Below are 15,420 nucleotides of genomic sequence, written 5' to 3'. Positions count from 1 at the left end.
TAATTGTGATGAATTCGCAGGGTTATGGAAGATTATTGTTTATTTGTAAAAAATATTCTGCATACTTCTGGGTAATTCGAAGCGAATCGAATGACGCAATTTGGGGCGGTTATGCAGATGGGGCGACCGAACGACAGCAATCAGACCGACGAACGGGATGGGCGACGCCGTGCCGGGGACGATCTGGATTATGCCATCGTCAAGCTTCTGGAGGTCGACGGGCGCAGGGCATACTCGGAGATCGCGAACGAGCTGGATGTCTCTGAGGGCACGGTCAGGAACCGTATCGGGCGCATGAAAGAGGCGGGTGTGCTGCGCATCGTTGCGATCGCCGACCCGGCGGCCACCAAATACAAGACCAGCGCGATGCTGGGGCTGAAGGTTGCGCAGGGACATACCCCCGAACAGGTGGCGGCACGGCTCGCGAGTGAATCAGCTGTTGTCTACATCCTGTGGGTCACCGGGCGCTTCGATTTGCTGGTCGAAGTGGTCTGCGAGCGCCAGGCGGATCTTCTGGAATTTCTGCAAGCCGAGCTTCACGCCGCCGAAGATCTGGCCTCGGTCGAGGTCATGCCCGGGCTGAAGAACTTCAAGAACCAGTTCTTGCTGAAACGAAATTGGACAGCGTCCGACGCGAAATGATGCCGCGTGGGCGCAGGGAAAAAATGCCGAGTGGCAGAAGGAGCAAGCAAATGAAGGACGAAACTAACATGAGCACGGATTTCGACAAAAAGGTCTACTACGAGAAGATCGAGGATGCGATCGAGCGCAACCGCCCGAAGATTGCCGAGGTGCGCAAGAGGCTGGAGGCGGCTGGCGTGAAATACGTCATGTCTGCCTGGATCGACCTGCACGGCATTCCCAAGACCAAGCCGGTTCCGATGAGCGATTTCGAGGATCTGTGCCTCGGCAAGGGGCCGCAATTCGCCGTGCATTCGGTCTCCTTCGTGCCCGAGCTGTCGCCTGCGGATTCCGATCAGGTCATGGTGCCCGATCTGGACGCGGTCTATGTCTGCCCCTGGGACAACACCATGGCCATCATCTTTGCCGATCTGTTCTGGGAGGGGGCGCCCTATAACGTCTGCCCACGCCAGGCGCTCAAGCGCGCGATTCACGAGGCGCAACAGCAGGGATATCTTGGATTTGCCGGGGTCGAGCCCGAATTCATCGTGATGAAATACGACGAGGACGGCCAGCCGGAGAAGGCGTTCGACGATGATCCGCGTGACGGCTTGCGTCCGCGCCGCCAGGCATTTGGCTATGACGTCGAATATTCGATCAACTCGATGCCGTTCCTCAAGGACATGATCGATATCGTTCAGGATCTGGGCTGGCAAATGCACGATGTGGTCGCCGAAGGCGCCTATTCGCAGTTCGAGCTGGATTTCCACTATACCGACCTCTTGCAGATGGCGGACCGGTTCGTGTTCCTTCGCATCGTGCTCAAGGAAGTGGCCAAGAGCCACGGCATGTTCGTCACTTTCATGCCCAAACCCACGGTGGGCGACTGGCGTTCGGGCGCACACATCAACCTGTCGTTGCAACACAGGGACGCGCCCGGCGAAAACGTCTTCAAGGCCAACGGCGACTGGTCCGAGGCATCGCGCTATGCGGTGGGCGGGCTGATGCAGCACGCCGAGGCGCTGACCGCGCTGACCTGTCCCATCGTCAACTCCTATAACGGTCTCGTGCCGCGCGTCGGCGGGTTCGAGGGCGGCACCGTTACCTGGGCACCAACCAACATCACCTATGGCTACAACAACCGCTCGGCCCAGTTCCGCCTGCCGCAGAGCCGCCATTGCATCGAGAACCGCGCCGCCGACATGACGATGAACATCTATCTCACGCTGGCGATGACCCTGACCTGCGCCGTCGATGGCATCGTCAACAAGATCGACCCCGGCGAGCCGACCGATCGCGACCTCTATGCGATGAGCGAAGAAGAGTTCAAGGAGGCTGGCATCCGTCGCCTGCCGCGTAACCTGCTGATCGCGATCAATGCGCTGCGCGAGGACGACATGGCCAAGCATGTGATGGGCCCGGTGATGCGCAATTCCTACCTCCAATACAAAAACGACGAGTGGGAGCGCTATCACCAGTCGGTCACTGACTGGGAAGTACAGGAATACCTGCGCCTGTACTAAGCAACTGCACCTCAAAAGAGCATGGGATCCGTTTGATGCCTGAACCAAGACCCCATATGACTTCACCTTCCGGCGCCCCACGGCGCCGGAAACGGGTGTTCGAATTCAAATCCGACATCTCCGCGGGATGGCGCATCCTTTTGGGGGTGTCGGTCTGGGTCGTCTTCTTTGCGCTCTGGCAGTTCGTCACCTGGCTGGAACTGACCCCCGCGATCCTTTTCCCGGAGCCGGGCAAGGTCGTGCAGGCGCTTTATGTTCTGTTTACCGAGAACGGTTTCCACAAGGATGTGCTTATCAGCATCAAACGCGTGCTGATAAGCTTTGCACTGGCCAGTGCCGTCGCGGTGCCACTCGGCGTTCTCATGGGATCTTTCCGGACCGTCGAGGCGTTCTTCAGCCCGCTGGTGTCGGCCTGGCGGTATCTGCCAGCGCCATCTTTCATTCCTTTGCTGCTGATGTGGTTCGGGGCCGGAGAAGGCGAAAAGCTGGCCCTGCTATTTATTGGGGTCATCTGGTTCCTCATTACCCTTATCGCGGACCACACAAAGGCCATATCGGCCGATCTCATCAACACTTCGGTGACGCTCGGCGGGTCACGCTGGCAGGTTCTGCGCACGGTCGTGGTTCCCGCAGCCTTGCCCAACATCATCGTCGCCATGCGCCAGATGCTCGCGGTCAGCTGGACCTATCTGGTCATCGCCGAAATCACCGCGGCCGATGCGGGGATCGGGGCCATGATGATGCGCGCCAAGCGCTTTTTACACGTGGATCAGATCATGGCCGGCATTCTGGTTATCGGAGTGCTGGGGCTGGCGTTCGACTACCTGTTGAGGCTGCTCCATCGTACGGCATTTCCCTATCTCGAAAAGGAAACCTAGCGCGGGTGCGCGAGCGCCTTTTACCAAAAAACAAAAAAGACTGGGAGGTCACAATGGAACAAAAAATCTTATCACGACCTGTTGCTAACTGGGCAACGCGCCTTTTGTGCGGCGCCGGCATGATGCTTGCGGCAACGACTGTGCAGGCAAAGGAAGAGGTCAGAGTCTCGGGCCTGACATGGCCGGGCTTCGGTTTCTGGTACATCGCCATTGCCAAGGATCTGGCACCGGATCTGGACCTTGGGTACCAAAAGATTGAAGACCCTTACGAAAGCTTCAACATGGTCGCCGCGGACCAGATGGATGTGGTTTCGGGCACGCCCGAATTCACCCCCGTCGGGGTTGAGCGTGGCTTGCCGATCAAGGTCGTAGCGCTGGCCAATCTATCGAACGGGTCCGACAAGATCGTCGGCGCGCCTGGCATTGAAACGGCGGCCGATCTGAAGGGCAAGGAAGTGGCCGTCGTCGAAGGCGGGTTGGCGCAGATCTTTATGGCGATGTGGCTGGAGCGCAATGACGTTCCGTTTGATGCGGTCACCTATCGCAACATCATCGCCGACGATGCTTTTGCCGCGATGATCGGCGGCAGCATTGCAGCATCCGAGTTCTGGGAACCCTACGGTACCAACACGCTGAAGGCTTTGCCGGGCTCAAGCATCCTCGCTCAATCGGACGATCCTTATTGGCTGGAGCGTGCTGTCGTCGCTGACGGCCTTTACATGTCGGACACCTTTATCAACGAGCGCCGCGACGTCGCCGTTCAAACCATGAAGGCGTTTTATGATGCGATCCAGTGGTGGATCGACAACCCGATGGAAGGCAACGAGATCATCGCCGACGGTATGGGAATGAGTATCTCGGATGTCGAAATGGTTCTGGGCAAGGACGGCAGCCGTCTGGACGGGGGACTCTATGTCTATGACTTCCTAGAGGCAGCCCGGTTCTGCGGTGCCGCGCCAGGGGAGCCGCCTTTCGGGCAGACCAACGGCCAGGTGGAAGCCTATTGGGAACTGATCAGCTCCTGGTGGGTCAAGTTCAACCTTATCGAGGAAGTCAAACCAGCCGACACCGGCGTCGAATGTAGTCTCCACAAGGAACTCTATGACGCGGGTTACAGGGGGTGAGTGCCTTGCCACGGTTCAGCGAAAATGGAGGCTGGAGCCTTGCACGGTAACGTCAAACTCTCGGTCGAAAATGTCGGCAAGGTATTCGGCGCCAAGGGGAAACCCGTCGAAGCCTTGCGCGACGTGTCCTTCACCGTGGCGAAGAACGAACTCTGCGTTCTGCTCGGCCCGTCCGGCTGCGGCAAGTCCACGCTGCTCAACATCGTAGCCGGACTGCTCGAGCCATCGAGCGGCCGGATGCTGTTGGACGGGGCCGAAATCCGCGGCCCCGCTCGTGAACGCGGCATGGTCTTTCAGGGCTATACGTCATTCCCCTGGTTGAGCGTTTTCGAGAATGTCGAATACGGTATGAAGCTGAACGGCGTGCCAAAAAAGGTCAGGGCTGAACGGGCCGAGAAATTCCTGGATCTGGTCCATCTGACGCGTTTTCGCGATGCCTATCCCAAGAACCTTTCGGGCGGCATGAAGCAGCGCGTTGCGATTGCGCGCACATTGGCCAACGAACCCGAAATCCTGTTGATGGACGAACCCTTCGGCGCGCTTGACGCTGAGACGCGCTGGCACATGCAGGAGATGCTGCTCGACATCGTCGATAGCACGCAGACCACGATCCTGCTGGTCACGCATGACATCCAGGAGGCCATTTTCCTGGCGGACCACATCGTCTTTCTGTCGGCGCATCCAGGGCGGCTTAAGACGGTTTTGGATCTGGAATTCAAGAAGGGAAAAGCGCTGCGCAGCAAGGAAGAGCTGATTCAAACCGATGGCTATCTGGAATGCGAACAACAGATCATTTCGATGATGCGCTCCGAGGCCGGCAACGCACTGGAGAGTATCTGACATGGAGAGGCGCACATGAACAGCAATCACGAGACCCTCGCGCTCGGCGATGTGACGCTCTTGTCTGGGGAGGTGCTCCATGATGCGCGCCTTGCTTACAAGACCTATGGCACGATGACCGCTGCGCGCGACAATGTGGTCGTGCTGCCAACATTCTATACTGGCACCCATGAGCGCAACGAAGGGTTCTTCGGCCCGGGACGTGCGATCGACCCCGCGCGCCATTTCATTGTCTGCCCAAACCTATTTGGCAACGGTGTTTCGTCGTCGCCCAGCAACATGGCCGTCCCCCAGGACGGGCCGCGCTTTCCGCTGGTGCAGCTTTGGGACAATATCGCTTGCCAGCATCGGCTGCTGCACGATCATCTGGGGGTGGAGCGCATCGCGCTGGTCGCCGGCTGGTCGATGGCGGGCTGTCAGGCCTATCAGTGGGCGGCGCAATATCCCGACATGGTGCAGGCAATCCTGCCGTTTTGCGCCTCGGCGAAGACCTCGCCACACAACATCGTCTTTCTCGAAGGGGTCAAGGCCGCGCTTTGCGCCGATGGCACTTGGGATGGCGGCAACTACACCACGCCGCCGGTCGCTGGGTTGAAAGCCTTCGCCCGAGTTTATGCGGGCTGGGCGTTTTCCCAGACCTTCTATCGCGATGGCCTCTACCGCGAGCTTGGCTTCGAGACGCCCGAGGCGCTGTTGCAGGATTGGGAAGCGGACCATGTGAGCGGCTGGGATGCCAACGATCTGCTGGCCAAGCTGGCGACATGGCAGGCGGGCGATATCAGTGCTGGGCCGCTCTATGACGGTAACATCAAAAAGGCGCTCGGCGCGATCAAGGCGCGCGCCATCCTGATGCCCTGCACGCAGGATCTGTATTTCCCGCCCGAGGATAACGCGATCGAGGCGCAGTACATGCCAAATGCCGAGCTGCGCCCCTACGATTCACCTTGGGGGCATTGCGCGGCCAATCCCGGAAATGATGCGGGTTTCACCGCCGCACTTGACGCATCGATCAAGGAGTTACTGGCGTGATGGATGGCTCTGTGAACGATATGACAGCTCCAGTCATCGAATGCCGTTCCTTGTGGAAAGTGTTCGGCGATCGTGCGGATGAGGCGATGAAGGCCGTCCTGCAGGATGATCTGGCCAAGGAAGAGGTGCTGCAACGTTTTGGCTGTGTCGTGGGGGTGCGCGATGCGTCCTTCTCGGTGCGCGAGGGTGAAATCTTTTGCATCATGGGGCTGTCGGGTTCGGGGAAATCGACCCTGATCCGCCACGTCAATCGCCTGATCGAGCCGACAGCGGGCGATGTCCTGATCGAAGGTATCAATATCGGCGAACTGGGCAGCAAGGCCCTGCGCGAGGTCCGGGCGTCGAAAATCGGAATGGTGTTTCAGAACATGGGCCTGATGCCGCACCGCACGGTGCGTGAGAACGTGGCCTTCGCGCTTGAAGTGCGCGGCATGGCGCGCACCGAGCGCTTTGCCATCGCCGAGCGCGCCATTGCAACCGTCGATCTGGCGGGCTGGGAAGATCGCTATCCCGATGAACTCTCGGGGGGCATGCAGCAGCGCGTCGGGCTGGCTCGGGCGATTGCCGCCGATCCGCATATCCTACTGATGGATGAGCCGTTTTCGGCGCTCGACCCGCTGATCCGGCGCCAGCTTCAGACGCAATTCATGGAGCTTGCGGCGCATATGAAGAAAACCACGCTGTTCATCACTCACGATCTGGATGAGGCAATCCGCATCGGCGACCGCATCGCGGTGATGAAGGACGGAGAATTCGTCCAGGTCGGCACGCCCGAGCAGATCGTGACCGAGCCGGCGGATGAATATGTCGCCGATTTCGTGGCTGGTATCTCCAAGCTGCATCTGGTCACAGCCGCGCGCATCATGGAGCCACTGGACGCTTACCAATCCCGCAACGGCCCGATTGACCTGACCGGATCTTTGCGCGCGCGCCCCGATGACCTGCTTAACCGGCTGGCGGATCTCTCGATCGAGACGGATGCGCCATTGGCGATCGAAGACGATGGCAAGGTGATCGGCGTGGTAACGAAAAAGGCGTTGATCCGCGGCATTCAGGGCCGCTCACGTGATGACGAAGGGGGATTGCCCAATGGCGGATGACAAATCTTTCAGCCTGCTTGATCCGTTCCAGACGGTCGACCTGGGGCTGGCCGACTGGGCCGACGGCATTAAGGGTTGGGCGACCGCGCATCGCAGCGCGATCCAGCCGCTCAAGCGGGCGGTCAACGATGCGATTATGTCCATCGAGCATGCCCTGCAAGCCGTGCCGCCTATGATCATCATTGCCATTCTGGTGCTGCTGGCCTGGCAGATCGGCGGGCGCCGGGTGGCGATCATCGTCGGAGTATCTCTTTTTGCCCTGGGGCTTCTGGATCCCACGGCGTGGGGGCTGGCAATGACGACCCTGGCAATTGTGACCAGTTCGGTTTTGGTCTGCATCGCCATCGGCCTGCCGCTGGGCATTCTGGCGGCGAAATCCGACCGGTTTCAGGCGGCCATCCGCCCGGTTCTGGACACGATGCAAACCATTCCTGCCTTTGTCTATTTGGTGCCCGTGGTGATGCTAGTGGGCATCGGCAATGTCTCGGGCGTCATCGTAACCATCGTCTTTGCTCTACCTCCCTTGGTGCGGTTGACGTCGCTGGGAATCCGCGGCGTTGATGCAAGCGTGGTCGAGGCGGCGCGCGCTTACGGCGCCAATCCCTTGCAGATCCTGTTCAAGGTCGAGTTGCCACTGGCGACGCCGACGATCATGGCGGGGGTCAACCAAACGATCATGCTGGCCCTGTCGATGGTGGTGATCGCGTCGATGATTGCGGTCAAGGGGCTGGGCAACGAGGTGCTGCGCGCCATGGGGCGGCTCGACGCGGGCAAGGCCATCGTTGGCGGTCTGGGCATTGTTCTACTGGCCATCGTGCTGGACCGCATCACGCAGGGCGTGGCGCAGACTGGGCGCGAGCGTGGTCACCGGCACTGGTGGCAGGGAGGCCCGGTTGGACTGATCGCCAAGATGTTTGGCCGTTAGCGGCGCACCGGAACCTTCTCTTACCCAAGCGGCATCGGCACGCAATACGGCTCGTCCGTCCGATGCTTCACCGACAAACCAAGACGGGCCCATCACAGAAAAACAGGGGTGACTATAATGAAAAATTTCAAGACAGGGACAATCGCGGCGGCGTCCGCGCTGATGATGTGCTCAGGCATGGCCTGGGGGGCAGACATGCCAGGCGAGGGCGTCACCGTGCGACCGATCGAGGGTACCGTTCTGGAAGAGCGTTTCCAGAACCAAATCATCTACCGCGCTCTCGAGCAACTGGGCTACACTATTGGCGATCCGCAATCGGTGGAATATCAGACCATCGTTCTGGCAATCGGCACAGGCGACGGTGATTTCACCACGGTTTTTTATGACCCGCTGCACGAGCATTTTTTCAAGGAATCGGGTGGCGCTGACGCCATGACCAAGGCGGGGCACCTGATCACGGGCGCCGTGCAGGGCTATCTGGTCGACAAGGCGTCCTATGACGCGGGTGTCACCAATATTGGCGATTTGACCGATCCCGAGATCGCCAAACGCTTTGACAATGACGGCGACGGCAAGGCCGATCTGGCCGGGTGCCCGCCGGGCTGGGGTTGCGAGCGGGTGATCGAGCATCATATGGATGCTTATGGCCTGCGCGATACCGTGACCCACAATCAGGGTTCTTACAACGCTGTCATCGCCGATACGATCGCGGTCCACGAAGCTGGCAAGCCGATCATCTACTACACTTGGACGCCTTATTGGGTCTCCGGCATTCTGGTGCCGGGTAAGGATGTCGAGTGGATCGAGGTGCCGTTTACCTCGCTCCCTGACGAGCGCACCGACGACACCATGTATCAGGACAAGAACCTCGGTTTTGCTGTGAACGAGCTGCGCATCCTAGCCAATAACGATTTCCTCGCGGCCAACCCGGCAGCGGCGAAGTTGTTCGAACTGGCACAGATCGACATCAACGACGTCTCGGCCGAGAACTATGCAATGCGCCAGGGCGAGGATTCGATCGAGGATATCGACCGCCATGTTGATGAATGGATCAAAGCCCACAAAACCGAGTATGAGGGATGGATTGAAGCCGCCCGCAAGGCAGCAGACTGATATTCGAAAGCGATACAAAGTCTTGTCGATCTCATAGACAAAAGGGCCCATTCACCGTCGCAGGATGGGCCCAGCGTTCGACATATCGGCTGCGCTCTGGCGCAGCCGATAGCCGTCGCCGTTCATCTCCAGGATATGCACTTGGTGGGGGGCAGGTTATTGACGCGCTCCAGCGGTGAGCAGCCCCACTTGATTGGTCCAAGTTGAAAGTTGGTGCATGATAGGCCTTTGGTCCATTGAGCGATGGTCTCCGACAAACTCGGGACGATTCACATTTGGTCGGCCGGGACGCCCCGGCTTCCATTCAGGGCATGCCGCGCGACAGGTGCCTTGAAAACATCGGTCATCCGCAATGCTCCGATCCTCTTGCCCTGATCCATGACCCTGAAAACGTGACCCGCGGCGCCGCCAGACATTTCCAGCGCATCTTCGAGCGTAGAACTGGCACTGATCTTTGACATCCTTCCCGGCTGTCAGCTGTCATGACCGAACGGACCCGCAGGACGCGGGCGCGATTGATGTCCATGTGCTTTTCACAATCGGATTTCGTAAGGGACCTGATTGCATGGGGCCTCTCGGTTTGACCTGCATATGAAGGAACCAACGAAAAATGCTAAGCGACAGCTACCGCGCCAGAGAAACTGCCGGGACAGCATCCGGGATAATAGGATTCCGCCCCGGAAATCCCGCATCCGGAGCATCGGACACGTCATGGATGTCGAATCTCTCCAAAGTAATGTGAAATAGACTAATTAAAATCATATTGCATGCAATATACAACCTTTAAAGTGTAAATTACATGTGGAATGCATGCTTTTAAATTAAAATACACCAAAATGACTTAAAATAAATTGCCCATAAAGCGTTGTGAGCTTCAACATAAAGTGTTACAGCTTGCTACAGCTGCTAGGTCGCCTAGCTTATGTCCGCTTTGCGGCGGCTCTCCGCAACTGGCGTGCCTTTCTCTCCTGGTTTGAGAATGACCGGCTTCTGCGGTTCCGTGAACTTTGATGCCTTCATGTGATCCTGCTTTCTGCCAATCAGGAAAACTTAGCGAAAAACCCAACTTCAAATGGCCCAGTTATCAGGGGGTGAGCACACGCGCAGCGCGCCCGGTGGTCGAGTAAACGTTATAAGAGCTGGTTGAAGATATTATCTGGTACCGTTGAAATTTTAACATTTCTTTAATGTGAGGGGCGTATATGTTTTCTGACACGGGATTGCAGATATGAAATTAAAAAAACCTAACGCAATATATTTGTTTTTGAGGTCACGTGCGAAGGCGAAGATGCTGTTTGCAGAGCTTGCACTGTCTGGGTTGCGACGACACGAATGCGCCGGTGCTCTATATAGGTTTACGAAGGCCAAAACCCGCACCCATATTTGTGAGTTTGTTGACGATGGTTGTCAGGGAAATATTCTCATTCGCCAGAATGAACGAACGCGCGAAACTGGTCGCAAGAATATCGGACGCCCATTTATGGCGACGTTTCAAGGTTTATGGCTAAACCCGAAAATAGTCCAAGTGAAACTATTTGAGTGCGCTTCCATAGATAAGCGGGCGTATCAGAAGGGAGGGACGGATCTTGGCGCAGCACAGCTGGTGATCACTGTGTTGCCCCATTACAATTCAGAGGTCTTCAATCCCTGGGTATGCATTTTCGAAATTCGTATGCCTAACAGGCCAAATTATTTATTTTTAGCGCATTCAGAAATTCAACAAAAATGTTGCCGCTCTCTACAATTCTGTTTCCGGTTTCGATTTTTCCATTGCCCACGTGCCTGCTGCATGTCGCGATTAAGTGGCAAGGTAGAGAGTATTTTGGAGCTGCGAGATAACCGTCCTCACCCTTCTTGCGAGGGTGATCACTACGGACAGCGCGGCGATCTGATTTTCGGAATGCCTAATTTTCACACTGCGCTTTCAGAACATTATTAAATCGGAAGGATATCTAAAATGTCAAAGATTGATCGTTACAAAATTTCAGACCATGCTATGGGCAGCCAACCCGCCGATGTTGAGCGCGGGCCTAACTTGGCACCCATTCAGATTACTTTTGAACAAAGTATTCAAGCTTACGAGCTGGCTGTTCAATCGAATTCTCTCTATTCATTTAAGGACTTGGTTCTTAGCGGCACATGGAAAAAATACGAACAGCGTGCGGCATCTATGGCCCGCAAGGACCCGTCTGGTGACCCGTTTATCAGCTATCTTTCCATCGACCATGCAAATGGGTGGACCAGCGCCAACAGCCGCCAGAGCTATCGATCTGCCTTAGTACGAATGGCGGCCCAAAAGGTATTGGAAAAGGCACCGGCCTACTGGTGCCAAGTGTTCACTGATGAGAGAAACGAAAGCACCAAAAAACATTATGTGAAACTCCTTAAACCACATCGCAGTAAAGATCTAATCGATCGGCTGGAAAATGTTAAAGGGCGCCTAACCGTTGATCAGCGAAGCCAATTTATCAGTGCTGTTGCCTTCTTGTTGCAGGTGCCACCAGACCCGCATCATAGAGCACTGCGAGACCGTTCCACCAAAGAGAGGGGCAAAGCTAAGACTCGCGCTCGATCTTCAAAGTCGAAGAAAGACGCTCTCTACGCGCTCAACCGGCATCAGCGCCGCAAAGCGAAAACCCTCCCAAACTATGATTGGCGATCGCATTTCTGGGCAACGGCAGTGATCCCTGACCGGTATCTGGACGATCGCCAACGGGCCTTTATCGCCACATTCATGCTGACAGGCTGTCGGCCGGCAGAATTCAGTGATGACTTTGGCGTTACCGTCCACGCGATGGACACAAACGGCCAGTCATCCCTGTCCTTTGAAATCGCCGGAGCAAAGGTTTCTGAAGAGAAAGGTGAGCATTCGGGCAGGGGTCAGTGCTGGCGCAAGATTGATTTATTCTGCCAAACTGATGAAGCAATCTGGCTCTTTGACTACATATCGGAGCAACGCCAAAAACCCATTGTGCTGACGCTTTCGGCAGCGACCCATAAGAAATCTGGCGAGGCTCTGATGCCACTTGAACGCGGGAGACGCGTATCCTCCAGTTTGGGTAAGCTCACAACCCGACTGGGGAAAATTGCCTTCCCTCGTTTGCGGCAAACCCTGACGCCATATGTTTTCCGCCATGCGATTGCATCAGATCTCAAAGCAGGAGGACATGAGGTGGATCGATTGGACATCAGTGCAATTCTGGGGCAACAGAGTGCGCGAACGCAGGAGAATTACGGAAGCGCAAATACAGCGCGCAACCTCGCCGGAAGTCGCGCACCGCAGATCATCGACGCGAGATCTTTTACACCCGTGCGCCAACCAGAGCGGCTGAATTATCTACCAGCATCGAAGACACAGGCCGACCGGTATAATCAGCCAGGCGCCCACAGATTATTTTAGTTCCGAAGGGACTACCGTTTCGCATCTGGCATCCAATGCTGCCGGTTGACTTGACAGGCTGCTTTGGATCGCTTCAAGCTTCGGCTCATCGATCTCGCGTGTCTCGGTGAGCCGATCTGCAATTTGGCCCAAGAGACTGGTATTCTCCTGAAACGGGACGAGCCCGATCTCATGCGCTTCTTTGAGGAGACTCTCGGCCCGCTGCTTTGTCTCCAGAATCGCGTCCACACCTTTTCTATCTGGATGCGGGAGACGTGTGTTCGGCTTTGTCAGGTCGTCGCCACGCCCCGGCTACATGGATAACCCTCTGTCATGATCAGCAAAGTTTCACAGCATTGCCTGAAGAGTTTCCACTTTCCTTGGTCCATCATCTCCTATGCCGTCTGGGCGTACCACCGGTTTGCCAAACGAATTATAATCTGTGTGGCAAGGGTTCTCATCACAATGGGCTTTGGGGCTCCACATCGTGCCAGTGAGCGTTCACGGGCAGGGTCTGCGCTCGCCTTGCGATATCCTCGAACCGTACAGGCATGAAATCCCAGACATCGACCCCGACATTGATGCTGTTCCGGCTACCTTTCCAATTATCATGGACATGCCCGAACAGATTGAGAGCGCCTCTGCGAGAGTGATTCCAGGTCAGCAGCGGATAGTGGCAAAGGGTATGCTTCTGGTTCTTGGGGCCGTCCTGGACCTCTACAAGAGAGTTCACACTATCCCAAGGCAGTTGCAGGACAGCTTCACGATCATGATTCCCCGTGACGAAATGCCTGGATTTGCCAGGAAGCTTTTCAAAGATCGCCATCAGCCATGTCGGACTATTTGCTCCTCTGGGGGCCGCGAAATCCCCTAGGATCCAGAGTTCGTCTTCCGGCTGAACGCATGACCACAGGTTCCGAATGATCGCATTGTCCATCTCGTCGGTATTTTTGAAGGGCCTCTTGCAGAATTTCAGGATATTTTCGTGCCCGAAATGAGGGTCCGCAGTATACCATTTCACCATTGTCGTTCTCCTCGAAAATAAGGCGAGCGACCAGATATGAACATGAGCGTGATAAAACAGCGGGCACATCACAGTCGCCCGCAAGGGTGCGAGCTCTAACCGATTTTAAGGGTTATGAGGTGTGCGTGTTTCATGGCGAATATTTAACTCTCAAAAAGAGATCATCGCAAGACGGAATGTCGGAAGGCAGTTTCTGCACCTGCAAGGCCAAGTTCGGGAGATATAGCTGAAGGTTGAGGGGCGCGGTAAAAGTCGATTCATTTTGGCTGCGGAACCGGCTATACTTTGGCATGATTGCATCGCGCGATAGACGAACCGGTGATTTGTTTGATCGCTGGTCTGAGATGGGCGAGAAGGCGGCGCCTGCTGCTGGATCGTTCTTGGGCGGGGGTATTTCGGGATCACCTCCTTGATGATCTACCGATCCAAGAGTTGTTGCGTAACCACGCCATTGGCACCGCCTGCGTGACGCTTTGGCAATGAACTAAGAGACGTCGCTAAGGACGTCATTAACGACGTCCCTTAGACAGGGTCTGCGATGCGTGGTGAAATTTTTGGGGCGGAGCGGCGACGCTTTTGGTATGACGACGACAAACTTGAGATTGTCATGTCGGTTGGGGTCGATGGCGCAAGCGTAACGCAGGTTGCGCAACGTCATGAGATTAAGCGACAGCAAATTTATGCGTGGCGGCATGACCTCAAGAGAAAGGGCCTGTGGTCGCCTGATGCTGGGGCGCTGTTCTTTCCGGTGGATCTGCCGGTGGCGCAGGCTGTCAACGCCGTTTGAACTTTCCCCAAAAGTGCCGAAGTAAAATTCCCCACTTGCTTGGTCCCGGTGATCAGCCGGTGTCAGTGATCTGCGGCTCCGTTTTTTGATTTGGGTGGCCGCCCACGCCGCTTTGGCGGCGGTGGCGGGGTGATGGGGGCGTTGGCGCGGACATGCTCGGGTATGAGGCCGGCATGGCTGCGGAGCCTGTAACTGGCACCCTCGATCTGGATGACGACAGCGTGGTGCAGGAGGCGGTCGAGCAATGCGGTCGCGACGACCGGATCGCCGAATACCTCGCCCCATTCCGCGAAGCCGCGGTTTGAAGTTAGGATCATGGCGCCCTTTTCGTAGCGAGCGTTGACGAGTTGGAAGAACAGGTTGGCGCCCCCGGTGGTGATGGGGAGGTAGCCGATCTCATCGACGATCAACAGAGACGCCCGGGCATAGAAGCGGATCTTCTCGGCCAGCCGGCCCTCCCGCTCGGCCTGGCTCAATGCTGCGATCAGATCGGCCAGGGTCGCGCGGTAGACGCTCTTGCCAGCCTTCACAGCGGCGACGCCATCGGCGCATTTGGCGCGGTATAATCCGCGCATGTCTAACGCCCCGCCCATCGACCTGTCCGCGATCCCCGAGAGCCAGCGCGCCGCCGTTCTGGCGCTGCTGCAGGAGAATGGTGCGCTGAGGGACGCAAACCGGCGCCTCGAGCATCTCGTGGCCGAGTTGAACCATGTCGTGCATGGCAAACGGTCCGAGAAGCTGAGCGACGACGACCGGCAGCTGGCCTTCGAAGATCTGGAAACCGCCGTCGCGGAGGTCGAGACCCGCAAGGAGCAGGCCGCGCCATCCACCACGACGCCGCGCCGGAGACGGCAGCGCAATCTCGGCCATCTGCCCGCTGATCTGCCGCGCATCGAACGTGTCATCGAACCGGCGAGCCTCGATTGCCCCTGTGGGTGCGGTCGCATGCACCGGATCGGCGAGGATCGGACCGAGCGTCTCGACATCGTACCAGCGCAGCTTGCCGACGCTGGCTCTCGAGGTTCGTCATGACCTGGCTCTGTGTCGACTGGCGCACGTAGATCACTGCATGACGCT

14 protein-coding genes and 2 pseudogenes are annotated in these 15,420 nt (G+C 57.1%); 14 read left to right on the top strand and 2 right to left on the bottom strand.

The window, feature by feature from the left end; translation table 11 throughout:
- Window positions 1-117: 117 nt before the first annotated feature.
- The 12 genes and pseudogenes from O3306_RS18095 to O3306_RS18040 form a co-directional block, all read left to right on the top strand.
- Window positions 118-642 (top strand): Lrp/AsnC family transcriptional regulator, encoded by a 525-nt coding sequence (locus tag O3306_RS18095; RefSeq protein WP_272009921.1) that lies wholly within the window; start codon window positions 118-120, stop codon window positions 640-642.
- A gap of 50 nt (window positions 643-692) precedes the next feature.
- Window positions 693-2,144, top strand: coding sequence for a glutamine synthetase family protein (locus tag O3306_RS18090; RefSeq protein WP_272009918.1), 1,452 nt, complete (start codon window positions 693-695; stop codon window positions 2,142-2,144).
- A 56-nt stretch (window positions 2,145-2,200) separates the two neighbouring features.
- Window positions 2,201-3,022 (top strand): ABC transporter permease, encoded by an 822-nt coding sequence (locus tag O3306_RS18085; protein WP_272009915.1) that lies wholly within the window; start codon window positions 2,201-2,203, stop codon window positions 3,020-3,022.
- 119 nt (window positions 3,023-3,141) lie between these two features.
- Window positions 3,142-4,146, top strand: a complete 1,005-nt coding sequence (locus tag O3306_RS18080; RefSeq protein WP_272009913.1) for an ABC transporter substrate-binding protein — start codon at window positions 3,142-3,144, stop codon at window positions 4,144-4,146.
- Between the two features lie 24 nt (window positions 4,147-4,170).
- Window positions 4,171-4,986 carry an ABC transporter ATP-binding protein gene (locus O3306_RS18075; RefSeq protein ID WP_272009910.1) on the top strand — a complete coding sequence of 272 codons (816 nt, stop codon included), beginning with the start codon at window positions 4,171-4,173 and terminating at the stop codon, window positions 4,984-4,986.
- A gap of 15 nt (window positions 4,987-5,001) precedes the next feature.
- Entirely contained in the window at window positions 5,002-6,015 is a 1,014-nt protein-coding gene (locus O3306_RS18070; protein ID WP_272009907.1) for an alpha/beta fold hydrolase, read from the top strand.
- On the top strand, window positions 6,015-7,115 hold the full coding sequence (locus O3306_RS18065; protein WP_272010036.1) for a quaternary amine ABC transporter ATP-binding protein: 1,101 nt from the start codon (window positions 6,015-6,017) through the stop codon (window positions 7,113-7,115). Before O3306_RS18070 ends, O3306_RS18065 begins: the two co-directional genes overlap by 1 nt.
- Entirely contained in the window at window positions 7,105-8,040 is a 936-nt protein-coding gene (locus tag O3306_RS18060) for an ABC transporter permease (protein ID WP_272009905.1), read from the top strand. The genes O3306_RS18065 and O3306_RS18060 overlap by 11 nt, the downstream gene beginning before the upstream one ends.
- A gap of 117 nt (window positions 8,041-8,157) precedes the next feature.
- A complete protein-coding gene (gene proX / locus O3306_RS18055) occupies window positions 8,158-9,153 on the top strand; it encodes a glycine betaine/L-proline ABC transporter substrate-binding protein ProX (RefSeq protein WP_272009903.1) in 996 nt (331 codons plus the stop codon).
- A gap of 1,228 nt (window positions 9,154-10,381) precedes the next feature.
- Window positions 10,382-11,092, top strand: coding sequence for a hypothetical protein (locus O3306_RS18050; protein ID WP_272009901.1), 711 nt, complete (start codon window positions 10,382-10,384; stop codon window positions 11,090-11,092).
- An 18-nt stretch (window positions 11,093-11,110) separates the two neighbouring features.
- On the top strand, window positions 11,111-12,553 hold the full coding sequence (locus tag O3306_RS18045) for a hypothetical protein (protein WP_272009899.1): 1,443 nt from the start codon (window positions 11,111-11,113) through the stop codon (window positions 12,551-12,553).
- A gap of 312 nt (window positions 12,554-12,865) precedes the next feature.
- A pseudogene (locus O3306_RS18040) lies at window positions 12,866-12,958 on the top strand (IS6 family transposase); the annotation flags it as partial.
- Window positions 12,959-12,992: 34 nt separating this feature from the next.
- Here the strand turns inward: O3306_RS18040 and O3306_RS18035 are convergent.
- On the bottom strand, window positions 12,993-13,556 hold the full coding sequence (locus O3306_RS18035) for a metallophosphoesterase (RefSeq protein ID WP_272009896.1): 564 nt from the start codon (window positions 13,554-13,556) through the stop codon (window positions 12,993-12,995).
- Between the two features lie 538 nt (window positions 13,557-14,094).
- Between O3306_RS18035 and O3306_RS18030 the strand changes: the two genes are divergently transcribed.
- Complete coding sequence (locus tag O3306_RS18030) at window positions 14,095-14,343, top strand: transposase (protein ID WP_272009893.1); 249 nt, start codon at window positions 14,095-14,097, stop codon at window positions 14,341-14,343.
- 62 nt (window positions 14,344-14,405) lie between these two features.
- Here O3306_RS18030 and O3306_RS18025 read toward each other — a convergent pair whose 3' ends face one another.
- Window positions 14,406-14,918 (bottom strand): ATP-binding protein, encoded by a 513-nt coding sequence (locus O3306_RS18025; protein WP_272009891.1) that lies wholly within the window; start codon window positions 14,916-14,918, stop codon window positions 14,406-14,408.
- Here O3306_RS18025 and O3306_RS18020 point away from each other — a divergent pair.
- Window positions 14,917-15,345, top strand: a pseudogene (locus O3306_RS18020) (IS66 family transposase zinc-finger binding domain-containing protein); the annotation flags it as partial. The gene O3306_RS18025 and the pseudogene O3306_RS18020 sit on opposite strands and share 2 nt — an antisense overlap.
- Between the last annotated feature and the right edge of the window lie 75 nt (window positions 15,346-15,420).

It is taken from the genome of Roseovarius sp. ZX-A-9 (assembly GCF_028369135.1).
In the GTDB taxonomy this organism is placed as follows: domain Bacteria; phylum Pseudomonadota; class Alphaproteobacteria; order Rhodobacterales; family Rhodobacteraceae; genus Roseovarius.
This window is presented reverse-complemented; position numbering and strand designations above follow the sequence as displayed.

Coding starts and splice junctions, on each gene's coding strand:
- O3306_RS18095 (WP_272009921.1), top strand. CDS start 118: ATGGGGCGACCGAACGACAGCAATCAGACCGACGAACGGGATGGGCGA.
- O3306_RS18065 (WP_272010036.1), top strand. CDS start 6,015: ATGGATGGCTCTGTGAACGATATGACAGCTCCAGTCATCGAATGCCGT.
- O3306_RS18075 (WP_272009910.1), top strand. CDS start 4,171: ATGGAGGCTGGAGCCTTGCACGGTAACGTCAAACTCTCGGTCGAAAAT.
- O3306_RS18085 (WP_272009915.1), top strand. CDS start 2,201: ATGACTTCACCTTCCGGCGCCCCACGGCGCCGGAAACGGGTGTTCGAA.
- O3306_RS18060 (WP_272009905.1), top strand. CDS start 7,105: ATGGCGGATGACAAATCTTTCAGCCTGCTTGATCCGTTCCAGACGGTC.
- O3306_RS18080 (WP_272009913.1), top strand. CDS start 3,142: ATGATGCTTGCGGCAACGACTGTGCAGGCAAAGGAAGAGGTCAGAGTC.
- O3306_RS18030 (WP_272009893.1), top strand. CDS start 14,095: ATGCGTGGTGAAATTTTTGGGGCGGAGCGGCGACGCTTTTGGTATGAC.
- proX (WP_272009903.1), top strand. CDS start 8,158: ATGAAAAATTTCAAGACAGGGACAATCGCGGCGGCGTCCGCGCTGATG.
- O3306_RS18090 (WP_272009918.1), top strand. CDS start 693: ATGAAGGACGAAACTAACATGAGCACGGATTTCGACAAAAAGGTCTAC.
- O3306_RS18070 (WP_272009907.1), top strand. CDS start 5,002: ATGAACAGCAATCACGAGACCCTCGCGCTCGGCGATGTGACGCTCTTG.
- O3306_RS18045 (WP_272009899.1), top strand. CDS start 11,111: ATGTCAAAGATTGATCGTTACAAAATTTCAGACCATGCTATGGGCAGC.
- O3306_RS18035 (WP_272009896.1), bottom strand. CDS start 13,556: ATGGTGAAATGGTATACTGCGGACCCTCATTTCGGGCACGAAAATATC.
- O3306_RS18025 (WP_272009891.1), bottom strand. CDS start 14,918: ATGCGCGGATTATACCGCGCCAAATGCGCCGATGGCGTCGCCGCTGTG.
- O3306_RS18050 (WP_272009901.1), top strand. CDS start 10,382: ATGAAATTAAAAAAACCTAACGCAATATATTTGTTTTTGAGGTCACGT.